This window comes from Xanthomonas sp. D-36-1, from assembly GCF_017746155.1.
Taxonomy (GTDB): Bacteria; Pseudomonadota; Gammaproteobacteria; order Xanthomonadales; family Xanthomonadaceae; genus Xanthomonas; species Xanthomonas cissicola.
On record NZ_JAGHWR010000029.1, the window covers coordinates 16722 to 39009 of the forward strand.

15 protein-coding genes are annotated in these 22288 nt (G+C 66.3%); 5 read left to right on the top strand and 10 right to left on the bottom strand.

What is annotated here, in order from left to right:
- Positions 1-3 precede the first annotated feature (3 nt).
- Both J7367_RS09130 and J7367_RS09135 read left to right on the top strand, forming a co-directional pair.
- Positions 4-345, top strand: coding sequence for a hypothetical protein (locus J7367_RS09130; protein ID WP_057661440.1), 342 nt, complete (start codon positions 4-6; stop codon positions 343-345).
- A gap of 84 nt (positions 346-429) precedes the next feature.
- Positions 430-708 (top strand): hypothetical protein, encoded by a 279-nt coding sequence (locus J7367_RS09135; RefSeq protein WP_057661438.1) that lies wholly within the window; start codon positions 430-432, stop codon positions 706-708.
- Positions 709-866: 158 nt separating this feature from the next.
- Here J7367_RS09135 and J7367_RS09140 read toward each other — a convergent pair whose 3' ends face one another.
- Positions 867-1832, bottom strand: coding sequence for a YafY family protein (locus tag J7367_RS09140; RefSeq protein ID WP_005916857.1), 966 nt, complete (start codon positions 1830-1832; stop codon positions 867-869).
- A 549-nt stretch (positions 1833-2381) separates the two neighbouring features.
- Here J7367_RS09140 and J7367_RS09145 point away from each other — a divergent pair.
- Positions 2382-3182: a DUF481 domain-containing protein gene (locus J7367_RS09145; protein ID WP_005916853.1), complete on the top strand. Its 801-nt coding sequence runs from the start codon at positions 2382-2384 to the stop codon at positions 3180-3182.
- A 325-nt stretch (positions 3183-3507) separates the two neighbouring features.
- Here J7367_RS09145 and hemC read toward each other — a convergent pair whose 3' ends face one another.
- The 8 genes from hemC to J7367_RS09185 all read right to left on the bottom strand — a co-directional run bounded on the left by hemC (position 3508) and on the right by J7367_RS09185 (position 14767).
- Positions 3508-4422, bottom strand: a complete 915-nt coding sequence (hemC, locus tag J7367_RS09150; protein ID WP_057661436.1) for a hydroxymethylbilane synthase — start codon at positions 4420-4422, stop codon at positions 3508-3510.
- Between the two features lie 30 nt (positions 4423-4452).
- Complete coding sequence (locus tag J7367_RS09155) at positions 4453-5190, bottom strand: LytTR family DNA-binding domain-containing protein (protein WP_057661432.1); 738 nt, start codon at positions 5188-5190, stop codon at positions 4453-4455.
- A gap of 30 nt (positions 5191-5220) precedes the next feature.
- Positions 5221-6273 (bottom strand): sensor histidine kinase, encoded by a 1053-nt coding sequence (locus J7367_RS09160; RefSeq protein ID WP_007965004.1) that lies wholly within the window; start codon positions 6271-6273, stop codon positions 5221-5223.
- A gap of 4 nt (positions 6274-6277) precedes the next feature.
- Positions 6278-6946: an alpha/beta hydrolase gene (locus J7367_RS09165; RefSeq protein WP_057661430.1), complete on the bottom strand. Its 669-nt coding sequence runs from the start codon at positions 6944-6946 to the stop codon at positions 6278-6280.
- Positions 6947-7097: 151 nt separating this feature from the next.
- Positions 7098-9035 (bottom strand): glucans biosynthesis glucosyltransferase MdoH, encoded by a 1938-nt coding sequence (gene mdoH, locus J7367_RS09170; RefSeq protein WP_057661428.1) that lies wholly within the window; start codon positions 9033-9035, stop codon positions 7098-7100.
- A gap of 1226 nt (positions 9036-10261) precedes the next feature.
- On the bottom strand, positions 10262-11911 hold the full coding sequence (locus J7367_RS09175) for a M28 family metallopeptidase (protein WP_057661426.1): 1650 nt from the start codon (positions 11909-11911) through the stop codon (positions 10262-10264).
- Positions 11912-12078: 167 nt separating this feature from the next.
- The gene (locus J7367_RS09180; protein WP_057661424.1) at positions 12079-13059 is read right to left on the bottom strand and encodes a GGDEF domain-containing protein; all 981 of its coding nucleotides are present in this window, start codon (positions 13057-13059) and stop codon (positions 12079-12081) included.
- A 220-nt stretch (positions 13060-13279) separates the two neighbouring features.
- Positions 13280-14767, bottom strand: coding sequence for a SulP family inorganic anion transporter (locus tag J7367_RS09185; protein WP_057661422.1), 1488 nt, complete (start codon positions 14765-14767; stop codon positions 13280-13282).
- A gap of 239 nt (positions 14768-15006) precedes the next feature.
- Here J7367_RS09185 and J7367_RS09190 point away from each other — a divergent pair, with 239 nt between their 5' ends.
- On the top strand, positions 15007-16437 hold the full coding sequence (locus tag J7367_RS09190) for a glycoside hydrolase family 5 protein (RefSeq protein WP_057661421.1): 1431 nt from the start codon (positions 15007-15009) through the stop codon (positions 16435-16437).
- Between the two features lie 267 nt (positions 16438-16704).
- A complete protein-coding gene (locus tag J7367_RS09195) occupies positions 16705-18891 on the top strand; it encodes a methyl-accepting chemotaxis protein (protein WP_057661474.1) in 2187 nt (728 codons plus the stop codon).
- Positions 18892-19496: 605 nt separating this feature from the next.
- Here J7367_RS09195 and J7367_RS09200 read toward each other — a convergent pair.
- A complete protein-coding gene (locus J7367_RS09200) occupies positions 19497-22187 on the bottom strand; it encodes a PAS domain S-box protein (RefSeq protein ID WP_343124459.1) in 2691 nt (896 codons plus the stop codon).
- Between the last annotated feature and the right edge of the window lie 101 nt (positions 22188-22288).

Below are 22288 nucleotides of genomic sequence, written 5' to 3' on the forward strand. Positions count from 1 at the left end.
GGCATGAAGGTCCAGTACTTGGAGATCGTGACACACGACCTGGAGGCGGTCTGCGCCGCCTATGCGGTGCAGGGCGCGCAATTCGGCGAGCCGGTGCCCGAACTGGGCAACGCCCGCACCGCAAACCTGGCGGGCGGCGGCATCGTCGGTGTTCGCGCACCTTTGCGCGAGTCGGAACGGCCTGTTGTTCGCCCATACTGGCGCGTCGAAGACATCGAGTCGGCGGTTTCGGCCATCGTGGAGGCAGGCGGCACGGTCGCAGTCCCACCGATGGAACTTCCCGGCCGGGGTCGATGTGCCATCTACCTGCTCGGTGGAAACGATCACGGCCTATGGCAGCTTTAGCGCCTGTGATCGTGTCTGTCGCGCGGCCTGACAATGCGTCCAGGCCGACGCCGCTTCGCGGCTAACGCAGGTGCCAGGGGCCCCATGCCGGAACAGGCGACCGCTGGCAGCAGAGGCCTAGTCGTTCGAGTCGGCACGCGTGTCCAAGTCCTGCATCTCCACCATTCCACTGTCTGCCACCTGCCGCAGCTGGAACGAGATCGACTTTTCTCGATGGTCGGCGACACATTCGAGGTTTACGAGGTGGATCGGTGGGGACAGGCCTGGCTAGAGAAGCAGTGGCATCAGGGTGAGGATCTGGTTGACTCCCACTCCTTGGGCTTGGAGCCGCAGCAGATGCTCGCGGTGCAGGATGGGGCCTGACGCGTGATAAGGACGAACCCGCTTCGCAACTTGGCTTGATTCAGGCCTTGGGCCTGGCCGACCGCATCTGCGCCGACCAGGCCCGATGCGTCTTCCAGACGCGTGCACGTGCCTGCCGCGACCGCGGCCCTGCTCACTGCGTCATCTGTCTGCCAGGCTCAGTCGTAATTGCTCAGCGCCAGCGACAACAACGCCTTGGCCTGCTCGCGCAGCGACATGGGCTCGACAATCTCTGCGTCCGAGCCGTAGTGCAGCACGTCCATCAGCAGTTCGCGCGAGTTGCTGTAGGGCAACTTGAGCTCGTAGCGGCCATCGGGCAGAAAGCGGCCCTGCTGCTTGGAATGCCAATGTTCGTCGGCGACCCAGCGCGCGGCCTTGGAACTGAACACGATGGTCGCCCACCCCTTGGGCGCCCCGGAAAAAATGCCGTAGCTGGCGGCAAGCTGCTCGTCCAGTTCGCTGTCGGGCACATCGCGCGGCGCCGCATCGAGCAGACGCGCGTGGTTGATGCGGTCCACCGCAAAGCTGCGTACGCCGTCGCGCCCGTGATCCCACGCGTCCAGATACCAGTTGTCGCGGTAATGGGTAATGCGTTGCGGCGACACCGTGCGCTTGGTCGATTCGTCGGTGGAACGCGCTCGGTAATCGAAGCTCAGCTGCTTGCGCTCCAGCACGCCGGAGGCCACGGTGCGGAAGCTGGCTTCGTCCAGCTTGCGGCCACGGTGTGGAATGACCCGCACCCGATCCACCGGCCATTGCGAGACGCCGGCCTGGGCAGCCAGCAGTCCTTCGATGCGCTGCTGCAGCGGTGCCAGCATCGAGGACAATACCCCGCCACCGGTGCGCGCGAGCAGCTGTTGCGAGGCCAGCAGCGCGTGCAGTTCTTCCGAACTCAGCCACAGGCCGGGCAATTCGAAGCGGTCGCTTTCGCCGGAGAGATAGCGAAAGCCCGATTCGCCATCGCCTTCCACCGGCGCCATCAGCGCGTCGCGCAGAAACGCCAGATCGCGGTAGACGGTTGCACGGGAACAGCTCAGCTCATCCTGCAGCCGCGCCACCGTGACCGGGTAGCGTGCCGATTTGAGCAAGCGATGCAGGGAGTTGATGCGTTCGTAGCGGTCCATGCGTCGATTATGTCCGAGTCTTTGCGCGGCGGGGTGAGCATTGCGATGTGACGGCGGGCAGACAGCGGCAAGCGCCCAGGGGATGTGCGACGCAGCTGCCGGGTCTGTTGGGTCGGTGGCGGCATCCACCGCGCCGGCATCGCGTGAGCGTTCGCGCAGGCCCTTGGTTGGCAGGCAGCGCTGGCAAATGACGCAATCGGGCCGCTGAGGCTCCTGCCGCGTAGCGGGCCAGAGGTGCTGGTGACATCCTCAGGCCGCCTGGCATGCGCACGCGCGCCCGGGCAGGTCGCTGGGATTCACGCCAGGCACCTGTCCCGAGCCACCTTCATTCTCCTGACAACGACTGCGCAGGTCACACCGGCCCTATCGCCAGCCGCTCCCGGATCGCCCTTCTCCGTCGCGCCCAGTTGAAGCGCTGATCGCCCCAGGCCGCTTGCAGCGTCCCAACCGGCAATGAAGCGGATATTCACTTGGCGATGACGTCACCGCACAGTCCGTTATCATGAAATCGCTTCCACCCCTCCTCCCGCCGTCCAAAGCGAGCTGCCCATGTCCCGCCGTGTCCCGTTGCCTGCCCTGTTGCCGCTGTTGTTGATCACGCCCTCCGTCTGGGCCCAGGCAGTCGCACCGGCGCCGGCAGACCCGGCCGCAGTGGTGCTGCCGTCACCGTGGAGCGGCAGCAGCGGCGAGCTCGGCTACGCAGCGGCGCATGGCAACAGCACCACCGACAGCCTCAACGGCCGCGTGCGCTTGCGCTACACCGATGGCGACTGGATCCACAGCCTGGATGCCACCGCGTTGCGGTCGAGTTCGGAATACACCAACACCAACGACGACGGCAGCACCACGCGCGAGCGCCAGACCACAGCCGAGCGCTACACCGGCAGCGTCGGCAGCGCGCTGCAGCTGGGCGAACACCGCCAGCTCACTGCCACCGGCCGCTACGAACACGACGACTTCGCCACCTACGATCGCCTGGCCACCTTTGGTATCGGCTATGGCACGCGCCTGATCGACGCCGACCGCTTCTACCTGGATGCGCAGGTGGGCCCGGGTGTGCGCCGCGCGCACAACAGCGACGAGGACCGCAACGAAACCGGCCTGATCGGCCGCGGCCTGTTCGACCTGAAGTACACCGTCACCGACAACACCGATCTGATCAACACCCTGCTGGTGGAATCGGGCGAGTACAACACCTACGCGCAAAACGATTTCGGCGTGCAGGTCAGCATGAACTCGCACTTTGCGCTGAAGGCGGCGTGGCAGATGCGTCACAACAGCGACGTCAGCGACGGCGACAAGAAGACCGACACGCTGACTACGGTCAATCTGGTCTACACGTTCAAGTAAGCGGCCGCACTCGCTCGCGGCCGCGACGCCGGCTTCCACGACAGCGCCCTGGCCGCGAGACATGCAGGTACCGCCGCCCGGATTGCGCGTGCAGGAGCGGCCCCGACCGCGATGGCTGCTCGTGTAGGAGCGGCCCCGGCCGCGAGGGCGTTACCGGTGCAGCCTGTCGCGGCCAAGGCCGCTGCTACGCAGAGCGGGCATTGCGCGCGCCCGGCGTGGCGCTCGTGACCGGGTTCGATCCTACGGGCGCAGCGGCGGTTTTCTCCGGTCGACGGGTCTGCACGCGCTCGACTTCGGCAGCAGGCGCGCTGTTCCAGACCCGGCGCTACAGCTCGGCCAGCAGCTGCGCGGCGCCCTTGTCGAACAGTCCTTGCGCAACGCGGCGGCCAAGCGCTTCGGTATCGTCGGCGCTGCCATGCGCGTCGGCATGGATCAGGCGGCCGTCGCTGGCGCTGCCCACCATGCCCTGCAGGAACAGGTCCTGCCCTTCCCAGCGCGCGAAGGCGGCCACCGGCACATGGCAGCTGCCGTGCAGGGCGCGATTCATGGCCCGCTCGGCTTCCACGCAGGCACGCGTGCGATCGGCATCCAGCACCGCCAGCAGGCTGTGGATGCGTGCGTCGTCGCCACGGCATTCCACCGCCACCGCGCCTTGGGCAGGTGCGGGCAGCCATTCCGGCGCGTCCAGCCGCGCGCTGATGCGTGCTTCCAGCCCGAGCCGCTGCAGGCCGGCGCAGGCCAGCACGATGGCGTCGTAGCCGCCGTTGTCGAGCTTGGCCAGCCGCGTGTTGACGTTGCCGCGCAGGTCGATCAATTCCAGGTCCGGGCGCGCGGCACGCAACTGCGCCTGGCGACGCAACGAGGAGGTGCCCACGCGCGCGCCCAGCGGCAGCGCCTGCAGGCTGGCATAGAGATTGGACACCAGCGCATCGGCCGGGTCGCCACGCTCCAGGATGGCCGGCAGCACGAACGGGGCATCCAGTTCCATCGGCACGTCCTTGAGCGAATGCACGGCGCAATCGGCTTCGCCGCGCAACATCGCCAACTCCAGCTCCTTCAGGAACAGGCCCTTGCCGCCGATCGCCGCGAGCGAACGGTCCAGCACTTCGTCGCCGCGGGTGCTCATCGGCACCAGCACCACCTCCAGGCCGGGATGGTGCTGACGCAGCGCGGCGGCGACGTGTTCGCTCTGCCAGAGGGCAAGCGGGCTTTTGCGGGTGGCGATACGGAGCGTGGTCATGCCGGCATTATCGCGGAGCCGGCACCGAACTCACAGTTGACGTAATTGATCGCGCAGGTTGGCCACGCAGCGACGACTCACTTCCAGGGTCTGCGGCACGTTGCGCAGCACCGCGTGGACCTGGCCGTCGCCGCTGCGGCGCAGTTCCACCAGCTCATCGCGGGCGACCAGACAATTGCGATGGATGCGCACCAGGCGGTCGGCGAATTCGTCTTCCAGCGACTTCAGCGACTCTTCGATCAGGTCCTCGCCACGCGTGTGATGGACGATGACGTATTTCTCTTCGGCCTGCAGGTAGCGAATGTCGCCGATGGCGATCAGCCGCAGGCTGCCGCGCAGGCGTGCGCACAGATGGGTGCGCAGCGGCCTGGGCGCGGTGCCGGGCACGCGGCCGGCCAGGAAGGTGGCGACTTTCTCCAGTGCAGACGCCAGGCGTTCCGGGCGCACCGGTTTCATCAGGTAATCCAGCGCGGCCGCGTCGAACGCCGACAAGGCATGCTGGTCGTAGGCGGTGCAGAACACCACCGCCGGCGGCGGCTGGCTTTGCCGCAGCAGGCGCGCAGTTTCCAGGCCGTCGACGCCGGGCATGGCGATGTCCAGCAGCACCAGGTCCGGGTGCAGATGTTCGCATTGCTGCAGCACTTGCTGGCCGTTTTCGGCCTCGCCGATCACCTCGACCTGCGGATGCTCGCCCAGCAGCATGCGCAGGCGCTCGCGCGCCAGTGGCTCGTCATCGGCGATCAGCACCCGCACTTGCGTGGCCGTCATGGACTCCCCCTCGCTGCAGTGACTTTCCCCTCACGGCAGCGGCAATGTGATCTCGCAGGCATAGTAGCCTTCAGCCCAGCTGGCCGCCATCCGTGCCCCGGCGCCGAACTGGAACGCCAACCGGTGCGAGATGCTGGCCTGGGCATGCCCGGCGCCGGCCAGCAGCGGCAACTGGGTGCCGGGCTGCGGCGCCGGGTTGACGATGCGGATCTGCAGCTGGTTGCCGCGCTGACGCAGCGACAGGTACAGCGTACCGCCTTCGGGCATGCGCGAAACGCCATGCAGTACCGCATTTTCGACCAGCGGCTGCAGCACCAGCCGCGGCATCGGCAATTCCCACGGCAACGGTTCCTGGCGGTGCCAGCGTACTTGCAGGCGCTCGCCCAGGCGCAGCGATTCGATTGCCAGATAGCGTTCGGCCAGTTCGCATTCGGCACGCAAGGTGGAGACGCCCTCGCCGGCGCCGAGCGCGGCACGGAACAGATCCGACAGGTCCAGCACCGCCTGCTCGGCGACCACCGGGTCGCGCCGCAGCAGGCTGGCGATGAGGTTCATGCTGTTGAACAGGAAGTGCGGGCGGATGCGCGCCTGCAGGGCATCGGCCTCGGCGCGCGCGTTGGCCTGCACCTGCGCCTCCCAGCGGTCGCTGACATAGAAGTAGCGCAGCGCCAGCGCAGTGATCAGCACCACCGTGGCCGCACTGCCAAGCGTGAACCGCCAGAAGCCGACCTGCGCGCCCAGCGGTACCTGCCCGAGCACCGCATACAGGCCATGCACGATGCCGGCACCGAACATCGCCACCACCGCAGCGATCAGCAAGGCGCTCAGCCCGCCCAGCCGTGGCGGCAATCGCGACAAGGTGGGCCGCAACACGCACAGCAGCACGGTGACCGCCAACGCCAGCCACAGCGCCAGGCCGCTGGCGGAGAGGAACCGCGACAACGTGATGCTGCGCGCGGCGCCGGCATCGGGGACCAAGGTCACCACCAGCACCACCAGCTCGGCCAGGCCCAGCATCGCGCCCAACCGCGGCAGCCGGCACAGGTCCGGCATCCAGGCGATCTGCGGTGCGCGCTGGGCCATGGCCTCAGGCAGCGGTGAAGCGCGCCTGCATCCAGTCGCGCAAGGCCTCAATTTCTTCCAGGCAGACCTGGTGGCCCATCGGGTAGGTGTGCCAATCCAATGCGAAGCCCAGCGTGCGCAAGGTCTGCATGCTGGCCTGGCCGGCCGCGAACGGCACCACCGGGTCGGCCGTGCCATGGGCCATGAACAGCGGTTGGCGCAGGGCAGCCGGCTGCAACTGGCTGGCGGCCGCGGCCGGATCCGGTAGATAGGTAGACATGGCGATCAGCCCGGCCAGCGGCACGCTGCGCTGCAGGCCAACGGCCAGGGTCACCGCGCCGCCTTGCGAGAAGCCGGCCAGCAGGATGCGCTCCGGCGGGATGCCGCGACCCTGCTCATGGGCGATCAGGGCTTCGACCTGGGCTACCGATTCGGCGATGCCGGCCTTGTCCGCGCGCTGGGCGAAATCCATGCCGACGATGTCGTACCAGCCGCGCATGCGCACGCCGTTGTTGATGGTGATCGGGCGGATCGGCGCATGCGGGAACACGAAGCGCAGCGCAGGCCAGTGCGGGCGTACCAGCTCGGGCACCATCGGGGCGAAATCGCTGCCATCGGCGCCCAGGCCATGCAGCCACAGCACGCTCCATTGCGGGTTCGGTCCGGTCTCGCGTTCGATCACTTCCAGCATCATCCAGCTCCGCTTGCGGGCTGGGCATTATGCCTTGCGCGAGGGGTGGGCCAGATCAGCTGGCGCCAGAGGCTCGAGGCCCGCCGATCGCCACCGGCCTGCCGCATGCGATGCCGCCACAGCGCCGGCCACCGAGGCCAGCGCCGATGCACGCTCAGATCAGCGACGGTTCCAGCGCGGCGGCGCGGCGCAATTCGGAGGCACGCACCAGCACCTTGGGCGGGTCGAGCTCTTCGGGAATGCAGAAGATGCCGGCGCGGCGTAGCGCCATGCCGGTGCGACGCAGCGAGGTCAGCGCCACCACCGGGATCGACAACGCCATGCCGACGATCACCGGCCCCATCCAGGCGGCCAGCGCCGGCGAGACCGCGTAGGCCACCGCACCCATGAACAGGCCGAACACGGTCAGGCCGCCATAGCTGCGAAACAGCGCCGGCCACGACAGCTTGCCGTCGTCGCGCACCTGCGCATCCCAGCCCGAATCCTTGCCCGCCAGCACCTCGAACACACCGCGCGACTGCAGGTACATCACCACCGGCGCCATCAGGGCGGCCAGCACGGTCTCCAGCAGGATGCTTACTGCCGCGCGGAAGGCACCGCCGCAGGCGCGCAGTTCGCGCGGGTTGAGCAGCAGCGCGATGTAGCCGAGCAGCTTGGGCGCCAGCAGCACGAACATGGTGCAGACGAAGATCCAGATCGCATTGCCCTGGCTGCTGCCGTGCCAGTAACGGGCGGGCGAGAACGGCAGGTCGCCGGCCAGGTCGATACCGCCGCCGGCCAGTGGAATGCCGATGCCGATCAGCATCAACAGGCCCCACATCGGTGCGGTGAAGTAATGCCCGATGCCGATCAGCATGTGCATGCGGCTGATCCAGTGCAGGCCCTTGGCGCTCACCACCTTGGCGTGCTGCAGGTTGCCCTGGCACCAGCGGCGGTCGCGGATCAGCAGGTCGGTCAGCGTGGGCGGGCCTTCTTCGTAGCTGCCCTGCAGGTACGGCACCATGTGCATGGCCCAGCCGCCGCGCCGCATCAGCGCCGCTTCGACAAAGTCGTGGCTGAGCACATGCCCGCCGAACGGTTTGCGCCCGCGCAGCGAGGGCAGGCCGGCGTGATCGGCGAAGGCCTGGGTGCGGATGATGGCGTTGTGGCCCCAGTAGTTGCTCTCTGCGCCGTGCCACCAGGCCACGCCGAAGGCGATGATCGGCCCGTACACGCGCCCGCCGAACTGCTGCATGCGGGCGAACAGGGTCTGCCCGTTGACCACTGCCGGCAGGGTCTGGATCAGGCCCACGTCCGGGTTGTTTTCCATACCGGCGACCAGCCGCACGATGGTGTCGCCGGTCATCACGCTGTCGGCGTCCAGGATCAGCATCTGCGGGTAGCTGCCGCCGAAGCGACGCACCCAGTCGGCCACGTTGCCGGCCTTGCGCGCGGCGTTGTCGGCACGGCGGCGGTAGAAAATGCGGCCGTGCCCGCCGACGCGGTCGCACAACGCGTTGTAGACCAGCTCTTCGGCGCGGCCGATGTGCTCGCGGGTGGTGTCGCTGAGCACGAAGAAATCGAAATGCTCCAACTGGCCGGTCTCGGCCACCGATTCGTAGATGGCCTGCAGGCCGGCCAGCAGGCGGCGCGGGTCTTCGTTGTAGGTGGGCATCAGCAACGCGGTGCGCGAGCGCAGCGTAGGCAGGGGCTGCTCCGGGTCGATGCCGAGCTTGCGGCCGGCGCGCGCCACCACGGTGACGAAGCCAGCCACGGCGCTGGCGAAGGACATGGCGATCCAGGCGAACAGCAACACGAACAGGCCGAGCAGGCAGCCTTCCAGCACGCTGATGCCGTCGGGCCACAGCACGCTGAGCATCACCCACACGGCGATGGCGGTGGTGGCAAAGGTGCCGCCGATCAAATAGAAGCGGCGCACGCCGATGCCGGGCGGCGACGTGCGCTGGTGGCGCACCTGCAGGCTACCTTCGCGCAGGTTCTGTTCGGGCATCGCCAACGGTGCTTCCGGCGGCAGCGTGGGCGTGCCGGCATCGAGGGCGGAAATGGGGGGCACTGCAGTCGTTGTCGGGGAAGGAGTCACGGTGCCGTCCATCAGGGCTGCCCGTCGCGCGAGGACGACAGGGCGGGCTGACACGGGAGGTCCATCCCCGCCATGCAGTGCGATGTTGCCTGGCACGCGGCCGAACGGGCGAGCCCGACGGTGTACGACCAAGACGCTCTGAAACCACTCCGATGCACAAGTTCTCCTGGCTGCAATCTCACCTCGCAGCTCATCCTAAAGAATCGACCGTTAAAGGAACGAACGCCGCGTACGGTCTTCGCCCTCCCCCCATGAGGACCGCGCGGCAGACTACGCCGCACCGACCGAACGCAACCCCAACAGATTGCAGCCTAGCGCAGACGCTGTCACGGGCCGCTGGCCGGGCCATCCTGCAGGAGAGCTGCAATTGGTGTGCCATGGCGTGCAATCGGTTGCAGCGGCGGGGCATTGGCGTTGCGTCGTGCCGATGCGGTCAGCCGGCTGGGCAAGCGATCGGTTGGTCGCCGTGAATCGCTGAAGACACCCTGGAATTCCAGACGTTGCGGTGGTCGGAGGTTCTCAAGGCCTGCGGCAACGGCGTGATTGGTCGAGCGTGCGGCGTCCTCGCCGCTCCAGGCAGTTGATCGATGGCCAGGAAAGCGGCGCGGCACACGTGGCCTTTGTTTGCTGATGCAACCGCTTGATCGAGGCATCAATGAACGTCGTTGCAGGACTTGGGCTGGAGCGAGCGGGCGATACGTTGAAAACCCGACATGGAGCGCTTGCCCTTAGCGTACGCACCGACGACACGACTGGCCCTTGCCCGCCCACCGGCGCGGGACCCTTGGCGGCATGGACGCCGCCAAGGGGCTTACTAGGACGTAATTGCAATGTGTCCTGCGATCAATGCGTCCTGCGATGGTGGAAAGGCAAGGGCCCCGCAGCAACGCGCAGACTCGCCTCGTGACAACTCCACTCTTCGTCAGTAGCCACCTGAAGATGCTGGGCGTTCGCGTGTGCGAGCGCTCGGCGATCTTCAAGCCTGCCTGTCGCGTGCGCAGTGCCCTCGCCGCGCGCGGACACGCGGTGAATCCAATCCCGAGGCGCGATGGCGGCATCCATGCCGTAACTGGCGAAGACATTGCACACTACGCTCGCCGGCTGGTGTAACCGACAACCAGCAGCACGCGCCGCGTGTCAGGCGAGGCTCTTTCAAAAGTGGCATGTCGCGATGGCACACGCCGCTTTGCGCCAGGGCAGCCGTCCTGGTCCTGGCGCAATGGCGGTGTGCGCCGGCCTTACTTGCGTGCCGCCGCGCTGGCATCGCGGGTGGCGCGGAACTCCGAATCCTGGCTCCAGTTCGGCCACTGGCGCGAGTCGGCCAGCTGCTGGCCCAGTGCATACAGCACGCCCAGGTCGCGGGCGGCGCCGGCGAAGGTCCAATCCGGCTTCCATTCGTCGCCTTGCTGGTGATAGCGCTTGGCGGTGTAGTCGTCGGCGGCTGCCTTTCCTGCCGCCACGCCGCCCACTTCCCAATCCTGGCCGGCTGCATACGACAGCGCCGGTACGCCGCGCTTGGCGAAGGAGAAGTGATCGGAACGGAAGAAATACCCGGCCTGCGGCTTGGGATCGGGCGTGTAACGCAGCTTGGATTGCGCGGCCACGCTCTTGAGTTGATCGAGCAGTTCGAGTTTCGCCGTGCCGTAGATGCCGAAGTCGCGCGAGGGCACGAACGGATTCATGCCGTCCATGTTGATCACCGCCACCGTGGTATCCAGCGGGTACAGCGGCTTGGAGGCGTAGAACTCCGAGCCCAGCAGGCCCTTTTCTTCAGCGGTGACGGCCAGGAACACCACCGAGCGCTCAGGCGTTGGTCCCTTGGCGAAACCACGCGCCAGCTCCAGCAGCGCGGCGGTGCCACTGGCATTGTCCAATGCACCATTGAAGATGGTGTCGCCGCGTGCATCCGGCTTGCCCACGCCAATATGATCCCAGTGCGCGCTGTAGATCAGCGTCTCGTTCGGGTGTTTGCTGCCTTCCAGCCGCGCCACCACGTTGTGCGAGGTGATCACGTCGGATTTGACCTGGTAGCGGGCGCTCAAACGTTGATCCTTGAGCTCGACCGGCTTGAAATCGCGCGTCTGCGCCTGCTTCTTCAAGGTCTCGAAATCCAGGCCGGCGTGCTTGAACAGCTCGGTGGCCAGATCGCGCTGGATCCAGCCTTCCAGCGTGGGATGCGCGCTGCGCGGGTTGTCGCGCACCACGTCGAACATGGTGTTGGTGTTGGAGCTGGCCACCGTGTCCCAGCCGTACGAGGCAGGCGCGGTTTCGTGCACCACCAGCACGCCGAGTGCGCCCTGGCGCGCGCCCTCTTCGTACTTGTAGGTCCAGCGGCCGTAGTAGGTCATGCCGGTGCCGTCGAAGTCGCCCTTGCCGGTTTCAAAGTCCGGCTCGTTGATCAGCACCACCACGATCTTGCCCTTCAGGTCCACACCCTTGAAATCGTCCCAGTTGCGCTCGGGCGACTTGACGCCGTAGCCGACGAACACCAGCGGCGCGTTGGCGATCTCCACCTTGGATGAGCCATCCAGCGCGGCACGGATGGCGATTTGCCTGCCTTGGGTCAGCGCTTGCGGCTTGCCGGCGTTCTGCACGGCAATGGTCGGCGTGCCGACGATATCGGCGCGCCGCAACGGCACCGCCTGGGTCCAGGCGCGCTTGCCATTGGCCAGATCGCCGCCCGGCAGCAGACCGGCTTCGGCGAACTGCTTGCTCAGGTAAGCAATGGTCTTTTCTTCACCGGCCGTGGCCGGGCCGCGGCCTTCATAGGCGTCGGAGGCCAGTTCCTTGACGTCGCGCGAGATGCGCGCGCCATCGAAACTCGGCGTGGCCGCCATCAGTGCGGTCGAGACCGCCATCGCCAGAAGTCCTACGGCAACTCGCTTCATTGCACACCCCAGATCTTGGATAGCCCTGGAGTGTAGCCAGCATCGCATGCGGGCCGATACCTGCAGCTGAGCCGATGCCTGCGATGCGAGTGCGACAAGTGCTGCAGAAGCGCCGTGTCTGCATCCACGGCAAACAGCTCTGGCCTGCTTCAGCGCCGCGCTGCCGCCTAGAACAGATCGATGCTGCCCACCGGTTGCGCAACCTGCTGCAAGTGCCCGCCGGCAATCAGCTCGGCATACACCGCCGCGCGATTGCGGCCGTTCTGCTTGGCCCAGTACAGCGCCTTGTCGGCTTCGTCCAGCATTTCGCTGATCAGCCGGCCGTGGGTCAGTGCGACGATGCCGGTGCTGAGCGTGACCTGCCCCACTTGCGGGAACAGGTGCTCGGCCACGGCCAGGCGGAATCGCTCGAAAAGATGCACGGCCGTGTCGCGGTCCACGCCGCGCAACACGATCACGAACTCTTCGCCGCCGAAGCGGAACAGCAGGTCGTCCTGGCGAAACGCACGCTGCATCAGCTGCGCGACCAGCAGCACCACCTCGTCGCCATACAGATGCCCGAAGGTGTCGTTGACGCGCTTGAAGTGATCGATGTCCACGATGCCCAGCCACACGCCCTGCTCTGCGGCGGAGTCGGCACCCCCGGCAAACAGCCGCAAGATCAGCTCGTCGAACGTCTTGCGGTTGCGCAGGCCGGTCAGCGCGTCGCGCTGGGCGTCGTCGAGCAGGCTGCGGTAGTTCTGGAAGAAGCGCGCAAAGCCCTGCAGCATCGCTTGCTCGGCCACGCCGGGAATACGCGTCCCGCCCACTCGCAGGCAGGTCCGGATGCCGCGCGCCTCCATCGTCGGGTAGACCAGCAAGGCGCGGCCGTCTTCGTGCAGTTGCACCACATCGCCCGGCCCATGCACCTGGGCCAGCTGGATGCGCGTGCGCGCATCGTGGATCTCGGCCACCGTCAGCGCCAGCCGGCCGTCGTCGCGCAGGCGCGTTTCGGCGATGCTGTTGCTGTCCGGGGCGATGCGCAGCAGCGAAAGTTCTTCGGCCGCGCAGACCTCGCGCACGGTGCGCAACAGGCTCAGATCGAGCAGGTCCGCATCGCGGATGGCGGTCAGGTCCACCATCCGTTCCAGCAACGGCGTGTTGGTCATGGCTGCGCCCTCCGGCGGGCGGACACGAACCCGCAGTGCCGGGCTTGGCACGCAGGCACATATCTCGGGTTGAAACCCACTGGCATCACAGCGACGACCGGCAATGAGGATGCCGAATCATCGGCGTCGCCCGCCGGAACTTGAATTGGTTCGCCACCGCGCTCAGCGCACGCACAGCCCGGCATGACGCCCCGCATGCGTGCCAGGCGCATTCCGCCGCCTAGGGCAGCGACGATTCCAGCGCGTCTTCGCCCAGGGCATGCCGCTGCATCAGGCGTCGGCTGCCGGCATTCAAGCCTTTCACCTGCACTTCCAGACCATGATGGCGCAAACGCTGCACCACCTTGTCCAGTGCCGCCACCGCGGTGATGTCCCAGAAGTGCGCGCGGCCGACATCGATCACCACTGCGCGGCCGGGCACCTCGCGTGCGTCGAAGGCGTCGATGAACACATCGGCCGAGGCAAAGAACACCTGCCCGCGCACGCTGTAGGTGCGCACCCCGTCCGCGCCATCGACATGCGCGATCTGCAGCAGCCCGGCCACCTTGAAGGTGAAGAACACCCCGCTCAGCAGCACGCCAACCGCTACACCTGCCGCTAGGTTGTGCGTAAACAACGTGACCGCCACGGTGGCCAGCATCACCACGCTGGAGGTGCGCGGGTGGGTCACCACGGTGCGCAGCGAGCGCCAGTCGAAGGTCTCCGCCGACACCATCACCATGATCGCCACCAACGCCACCACCGGCACCTGCGACACCCACGGCTTGAGCAGCACCATCAGCACCAGCAGGAACACGCCGGCGAACAACGTGGACAGCCGGCCACGGCCGCCGTATTTCACGTTGCCCACGGTTTGCCCGATCATGCCGCAGCCGGCAATGCCGCCGAACAGGCTGGCCGCTGCATTGGCGATGCCCAGCCCGGTGCATTCGCGGTTCTTGTTGCTGGGCGTATCGGTGAGTTCATCGACCACGCGCGCGGTCATCATCGACTCGAGCAGGCCCACCATGGCAATGGCCAGCGCCGGCAGCGCGATGATGCGCAGCGTCTCCAGCGTCAACGGCACCGCCGGCCATTGCAGGAACGGTAGCGCGTTGGGCAGCTTGCCCAGATCGGCCACCGTCTTGAGCGGCAGATGCAGCGCAGTGCCGGCCACGCTGAGCAACAGGATGCACAGCAAGGGCGATGGAATTGCCGACAGCCCCGGCAGACGCAGACGCGGCAGGCCGTAGATGATGGCAAGACCTGCGCCCAGCATGACCCAGGTGGTCAGGTTGGCGCCGAGCAGATGCGGCATTTGCGCCGCGAAGATGAGCACGGCCAGTGCGTTGACGAAACCGGTGCGCACCGAACTGCTGACAAACCGCATCAGCACGCCCAGCCGCAACAACCCGAACAGGATCTGCACCAGGCCAGCGAGCAAGCCGGCGGCCAGCAGATATGGCAGCCCGTGCGCGGCCACCAGCGGTGCAGCCACCAGCGCCACCGAGCCGGCCGCAGCAGAAATCATTGCCGGCCGCCCCCCACAAAACGCAATCACGATGCCGATCACGAAGGATGCGAACAGGCCCACCTGCGGATCCACCCCGGCGACGAAGGCGAACGCAATCACTTCGGGAATCAGCGCAAATGTGGCGACCGCACCGGCCATGAGTTCGCGCGCGGGGGAGGCGCGCCATTGCGCCATTTCGGCACGCAACAAAGACATTGAGAGACACTCCGGGGGACAAAGAGGACAGCCTGCAGACAGCACGCAGCACGCAGCACGCAGCACGCAGCACGCAGCATCGATAGTGTGCGGGAAAGCGACCTCGCCCGCAGCTTGCGTGTGATCGGTCCGCCGCTGCGCTCTTCTGTGGCAGCGGTCACGCCACACAACGCAGCCGAAGACCAAGATGCCCCCTCACCGCGCCCGGCTGTCGGGCTCGGTCATCCAAGGAGACCACCATGTCCATCTTCAGGGCTGCAAGTACGCTCGCATTGGCAACGATGTTAGCGCTCACCGCCGCACCGGCTTTCAGCTATTCGGTCAGCAACAACAAGATCGTCGACGACAACGGCAAAGTGGTTCAGCTCAAGGGCGTCAACGTGTTCGGCTTCGAGACCGGCAACCATGTCATGCATGGCCTGTGGGCGCGCAACTGGAAGGAGATGATCAACCAGATGCAGGGCCTGGGCTTCAACGCGGTGCGCCTGCCGTTTTGCCCGGCTACGCTGCGTAGCGGCCAGATGCCCAGCAGCATTGATTACAGCCGCAACGCCGATCTGCAGGGTCTGACCTCGCTGCAGATCCTCGACAAGGTGATCAACGAATTCAACGCACGCGGCATGTATGTGCTGCTGGATCACCACACGCCCAATTGCGCGGCGATTTCCGAGCTGTGGTACACCAGCACGTATTCCGAAGCGCAATGGCTGGACGACCTGCGCTTTGTCGCCAACCGCTACAAGAACGTGCCGAGCGTGATCGGCGTGGATCTGAAGAACGAGCCGCACGGCGCCGCCACCTGGGGCACCGGCAACGCCGCCACCGACTGGAACAAGGCCGCCGAGCGCGGTTCTGCCGCTGTGCTTGCGGTGGCGCCGAAGTGGATCATTGCGGTGGAAGGCATCACCGACAACCCGGCGTGTTCGACCAATGGCGGCATCTTCTGGGGTGGCAGCCTGCAGCCGCTGGCCTGCACCCCATTGAACATTCCGGCCAACCGCCTGTTGCTGGCACCGCATGTGTACGGCCCGGACGTGTTCGTGCAGTCGTACTTCAACGACAGCAACTTCCCCAACAACATGCCCGCGATTTGGGACCGCCATTTCGGCCAGTTTGCCGGCAATCACGCGCTGCTGCTTGGCGAATTCGGCGGCAAGTACGGCGACGGCGATGCGCGCGACAAGGTCTGGCAGGACGCGCTGGTGAAGTACCTGCGCAGCAAGGGCATCAACGAAGGCTTCTATTGGTCGTGGAACCCCAATAGCGGCGATACCGGCGGCATCCTGCGCGACGACTGGATCAGCGTGCGCGAAGACAAGATGACCTTGTTGCGGACGCTGTGGGGAACGGCCAGCAACAGCACACCGACACCCACGCCGACCCCCACTCCCACACCAACGCCGACGCCGACGCCAAGCGCGGGCTTCAGTACCAAGGTGATCCGGGACAGCACCTGGAACGGTGGCTACTGCAACCGCGTGCAGGTCACCAATACCGGCACCGTCAGCGGCAACTGGTCGATCTCGCTGACAGTCACCGGCACCGTCAACAACGCCTGGAACGTCACCTGGTCACAGAGCGGCACCACCCTCCAGGCCAGCGGCGTGGACTTCAACCGCACGCTGGCGCCCGGTGCAACGGCCGAGTTCGGCTTCTGCGCAGCAAGTTGATGCAAGGCGGCGGGCACGCAGTGCGTGTCCGCCGTCGCATCGATGGACCGTTGCGAACGCCTGCGTCGCAGCGCGCGGGCCAGAGAAACGCTATGGCTAACGTCTTGTCGCGGCCGGTGCGCTCCGACATTGCATTGGCACGTTGTTGCATCGCCTGAGCGGACGCTGCCGCAGTTAGCATTCAACCTGCATGTGAATCATCCGCTATCCATGATGTAGCGCCGTGCGCGCGTTCTGGATGTCGTTGTCATGCCTGTCGTTTCCCTCCTGCGTCGTTCTGTTGCCAATCTCCCGCTCACCCGAAAGTTCGTCCTGTTGTGCACGCTATTGACAGTGGGCGTGATCCTGCTGGCGATGGCCGCCGCACGTCTGCAATATCTGGATCTGGTGGAGGCGCGCAAGCTCAGCGTCAAGACCGAGGTGGAGATGGGCCTGACGGTGATGCAGCACTATGCCGACAAGGTCAAAGCCGGCGAACTGAGCCTTGAGCAGGCCAAAGAAGCCGCCCGCACCACGCTGGCCGACATGCGCACCAACGACGGGGTGGATTACTTCTTCATCGTCGACCCGCAGATGCGCATCCTGATGCATCCCAAGCGCCCGGTCGGCACCGACATGACCGACTACAAGAGCGATGCCGGTCAATACGTGTATCGCGACATCAAGACCGCCATCGATAGCGGCGACGGCTTCAGCTATTACGATGCGCCCAAGCCGGGCAAGAAGGAACAGCTGCCGAAGATCAGCTATGCCAAGACCTTTCCGGCCTGGAACTGGGTGCTGGTGATGGGCGTCTATGCCGAAGATATTCAGGTGCAGGCCTCGGGTTTCACGCGCACCCTGACCTTGATCGGTGGCGCCCTGGTGGCGCTGGTGATCGGCCTGTGCTGGCTGATCGCCTCGGCCATGGCTGCGCCGCTGCGCGCCGCCTCGCGCACTGCCGAAGCCATCGCCTCGGGCCGCTTCGACAACGACATCCGCGTGGAATCGCGCGATGAAACCGGCCAGCTGATGCACAGCATGCAGCAGATGCAGACCCAGCTGCAGCGTTTCAACGGCGAGATGCAGACCATGATCCGGCTGCAGCAGGGCGAGAACATCGCGCACCGCATTCCGGAAGATTTCCCCGGCGACTACGGCACGCTGGCGCACGGCGTCAACACGGTGGTGTTCGAACACCTGGACGCCATCAACGAAGCGATGGACGTGATGAGCGACTACGGCCGTGGCGATCTGCGCCGCGACATGCGTCGCCTGCCCGGCCAGCGCGCTGCCCTGCATCAGGCGCTGGACACGGTGAAAGAGAATCTGTCTGCGATCAACAGCGACATCGCGCGCCTGGCCGATGCAGCTGCGCGCGGCGATTTCTCCGCACGTGGCGATCAATCGCATTATCAGTTCGCGTTTGCGGAAATGGTGCAGGCACTGAACCGCTTGATGCAGCAGGCCGATGCCGGCCTGGACGATGTGGGCCGCATCATGGCCGCGATCGCCGATGGCGATCTGTCGCAGCGCGTGGAGTCGCACTACGAAGGCGCGTTCGGTCGCCTGGCCGATGCCGCCAACCGCACTGCGATCCAACTCACCAGCATCGTGCAGGGCATCCAGCATTCGGCCGAGATGATCAATACCGCTGCCGGCGAGATCGCCAGCGGCAACGCCGACCTGTCCACGCGCACCGAGAACCAGACTGCGAACCTGGAAGAAACCGCCGCCTCGATGGAAGAACTGACCTCCACCGTGCGCCAGAATGCCGACAACTCGCGCCAGGCCAATCAGCTGGTCAAGGGCACCGGCGACGTCGCCGAAAGCGGCGGGCGCGTGGTGCAGGACGTGGTCATCACCATGCAGGCGATCACCCAGGCATCGGCGCGCATTTCCGACATCATCGGAGTGATCGACGGCATCGCGTTCCAGACCAATATCCTGGCACTGAACGCAGCGGTGGAAGCTGCACGTGCCGGCGAACAGGGCCGCGGCTTTGCGGTGGTGGCGACGGAAGTGCGTGCACTGGCGCAGCGTTCGGCCGGTGCAGCCAAGGAAATCAAACAGCTGATTTCCGACTCGGTGGAAAAGGTGGAACAGGGCTCGGGCCTGGTGCAACAGGCCGGCAGCACCATGACCGAGGTGGTCAGCTCGGTGAAGCGCGTGACCGACATCATGGCCGAGATCACCGCCGCCAGCACCGAACAGAGCGCCGGTATCGAGCAGGTCAGCACCACCGTGATGCAGCTGGATGAAATGACCCAACAGAACGCAGCACTGGTGGAAGAAGCCACGGCAGCCGCACGCAGCCTGGAAGACCAGGCCGCGGACCTGGCACGCGCGGTGGCGGTGTTCCGACTGACATCCGATGCCGGCCAGCCTCAGGCAAGCAGCGCAGCGAACGTGCTTGCCGCGACGAAGCCGGTGGCCAGCCAGCAAGCTGCGCACGACCACAGGCTGCGGGCGTGAGCGATATCGCCTGCCATGCACACGAGCGCTCGCTCCTGTGCGGCAGGCGATGTCGGTGGCATCTGCAGCGATGATGGAGATTGAAGTTTCCGGATCGGGACACGCCACCGCCATCTGCCATGCGTCCGCGCCTGGGTCCGCCGCAATCGCGGGTCGAACCCGCCATCGCCAGCCTGCGCGACGCGTGGGTGTATTGCTGTAAAGCGACTGAACCGTGTACCTGAGCACCAACAGCGGCGTACGACGTGCCATGGTCGGTTTCGGCGCGCTCTCTCGCGCATTCTCCAGGCAGGGACGCGTATCGGTGCCTTTTTGCAATGCGGACACGGCGTTTTCCGGGCGAGACTGTGCCGCGCGATCGCCCAGTGGCGTGGGCAATCTGTGTGCTCTGCGTCGTCCAACTGCCTGACGACTGCCCGCAACCTTTGGTTACCACGCTGATCCTACGCCCGCTGTCACGCAATCAGGCACTGGCTGTGTGCTGTGTGCTGTGCGGCTTGCGGCTTGCGGCTTGCGGCTTGCGATGTGCGATTGCACCTAACAGCAGCAGTAAGCAGCCTCCGCCAGTGCGCATGCGCTGTCCTGCACCCTCAGCCCAACCACGCCTAAGAGCGAGGCGCTTGCCCCTCTGGCTGCCGCGCGCGCTTGGCTGCATACATCGCCTCGTCGGCGGCATGCATCAAGCTGGACGCCTCGGCCTGTGCGCCGTGTTGCCAGGCCACACCGATGCTGGGCTGGATCGGCAGATGCTCATCGCCGAACGTGGCGCCTTGCGCGGCAAGCGTGCGGATACGCTCTGCCACCGCAGCACATTCGGCCTGCGCATCTTCCAACCCGTCCAGCAACACGACGAATTCATCGCCGGCCAGACGCGCCACCAGATAGCGCTCGCCCGCCGCGCGTTGCAGGCAGCTGCCGAACGCCACCAGCACCGCGTCGCCGGCACGGTGACCGTAGACATCGTTGATGCGCTTGAAGCCGTCCAGATCCAGGAACATCACGGCCACCGCGCGTTGCTGCTGTTGCGCCTGCGCAACCGCCACCTGCAACGCTTCAGACCACGCTTGCCGGTTCGGCAGGCCGGTCAAGGCATCGCGGGTGGCGCGCTCGTGCATCAGGCGGTGCAGGGTCTTGTGCGCAGTGACATCGTGCGCCATCAGGAAAAAGCCCTGCGTGGGCGTGGCAGTCTGCGTTTCGGGCACCAGGGTGACTTCCACGTCGCGCGGCGTGCTGCCGCCGCCCAGGAGATGTTCGAAACTTGCGCGCTGCCCGGCCACCGCCTGTGCCAGCGCAGCGCGCGCTGCAGTGCTGAGGTCTTCGCCCAGTACCTGGGTAATGTGGCGACCGACCAGGCTGGCAGGCTCCACGCCCAGCCAGTGGCGATGCGCTTCATTGGCGAACAGGTAGCGCTGCTCGGCATCGAACTGGGCAACCAGGGTGGGCGTGGCGTCGCTGATGGCCCGCAGCCGCGCTTCGCTTTCGGCCAGGCGTTCGGCGGCGACATGGCGCTCGGTCACGTCCTGGATCTGCGAAACAAAATGCACCGGCGCACCGCTGCTATCGCGCACCAGCGACACCGACAGCTGCGCCCAGATCACCGCGCCCTGCTGGCTGATGTAGCGCTTGGCCAGGCTGTAGCTGTCGCGTTTGCCGTCGATCAGGTCCTGGACCAATTGCAGGTCCATCTCCAGATCGTCGGGATGGGTGATCTGCTTGAAGGTGGTGCGCAGCAATTGCTCGCGCGCATAGCCCAGGATGCCGCACAGCGCCGGATTGACGTCACGCCAGTCACCTTCCAGCGACACGATGGCCATGCCTTGGGGCGCGGTTTCGAATGCACCGATGAAACGTTCGGCAGCCAGCTGCGCGGCCGCTTGCGCCTGCAATTCGGCAGTGACGTCGATGGCCATCGCGAGGTACCCGGCCAGACCCTGCTGCGCATCGTGGATCACGTTGAAGCACAGGCGCACGCGACGCAGATCGCCGTCCTTGCGTACCAGCGTCCAGAGTTCTTCGGCCAGCACATCGCCAGCCGCCGCGGCAGCCAGCTTCAGATACGAGGGAGGCGACAACGCCAGCGTCGCCATGTGCCGCTCCAGTTCGGCCGGCAGATGGAACTGTGCCGGGCAGGTGCCCAGCACCTCGTCGGCACGGTAACCGAGCAGGCGCTCGGCGCCGGGATTGAAGAGTTCCAGACGGCCCTGCGGGTCGAATGCCATGATGGCCACGTCCTGCGAGGCGTCCACCAGTGCCTGCAGGCGCGCGCGTTCGCCGGCCAGTGCGGCCGAAGCATCCTTGAGCTGGGTGATGTCGTGCATCACGCACACCGCGCCCCATGCCGTGCCTTTGTCGCCGATGACCGGATCCGCATTGCAGAGCACGCTGCGCGGCGGCTGGTTGGTGGCGCGAATCAACAGTTCGGCGTTGCGTACGTGTTCGCCACGCCAGGCACGTAGCAGCGGGATTTCCTCGGTGGGCAGCAGGCTGTTGCCATCGGCGGTGTACAGATCGAAATGCAGCGCCCATTGCGCCGGTGGCAGCACGCGCGGGTCGGTGCCATGCCATTGCCGGGCGGCGTGATTGAACTCGCGCAGCAAGCCGTCGGTGCCGCAGGCCACCACGCCGTCGGGCATGGCTTCCAGCAACATGCTCAAGGTCTGCTGCTGCGCCTGCGCGTCCAGCCGGTCGCGGCGTGCTTCCAACTGATTGACGGCCTGGCGTGCCAGGCGGATCAGGGCCTGCTTCTGGCTGTCGTCGAGCACGCGCGGCTGGGTGCTGAGCGTGCACAAGGTGCCGTAGGCGTAGCCTTCGCGCCCGATCAACGGCACCCCGGCATACGAGCGCACGCCGGGGGCAGCGATCACCAACGGGTTGTTGACGAAGCGCGGGTCGGCTTCGGCATCGGGCACTTCCATCAACTCGGTGCCCATGATCGCGTGGGCGCAAAACGAGGCGCTGCGTGGTGTGTCTTCCAGATCGGTGCCGCAACGCGCCTTGAACCACTGGCGATCGGCATCCAGCAGCGACACCAGCGCCATCGTGGCGCCGGTGACGTGCGTCGCCAGCCAGGCGATATCGTCGAATTCGGCCTCGGACTCGGTGTCCAGCACGCGCAGCCGGCGCACCGCGTCCACGCGCAAGGCGTCGTCGACGGGAATCGGCACGGGCGGCAACAGGTCGGTCATGGGGTGATCGGCAGGCGGCGTCTGGTCAAGATAGGTCGACCCAGGTAACGGCGAGGCGACGGGCAACTTGAGGCTGGCGCTTGCGTTCGCCTGGCCGTCGCGCCGTGGCAATGCGCTGGCGAGCCCCGCGCTGGCGCCTGCCCGGCACTGAACGCGGCCAGACGCCAGGCCAGTTCCCTGCCCATCCGCATTTGCGGCGCCGGCAAGCAGCC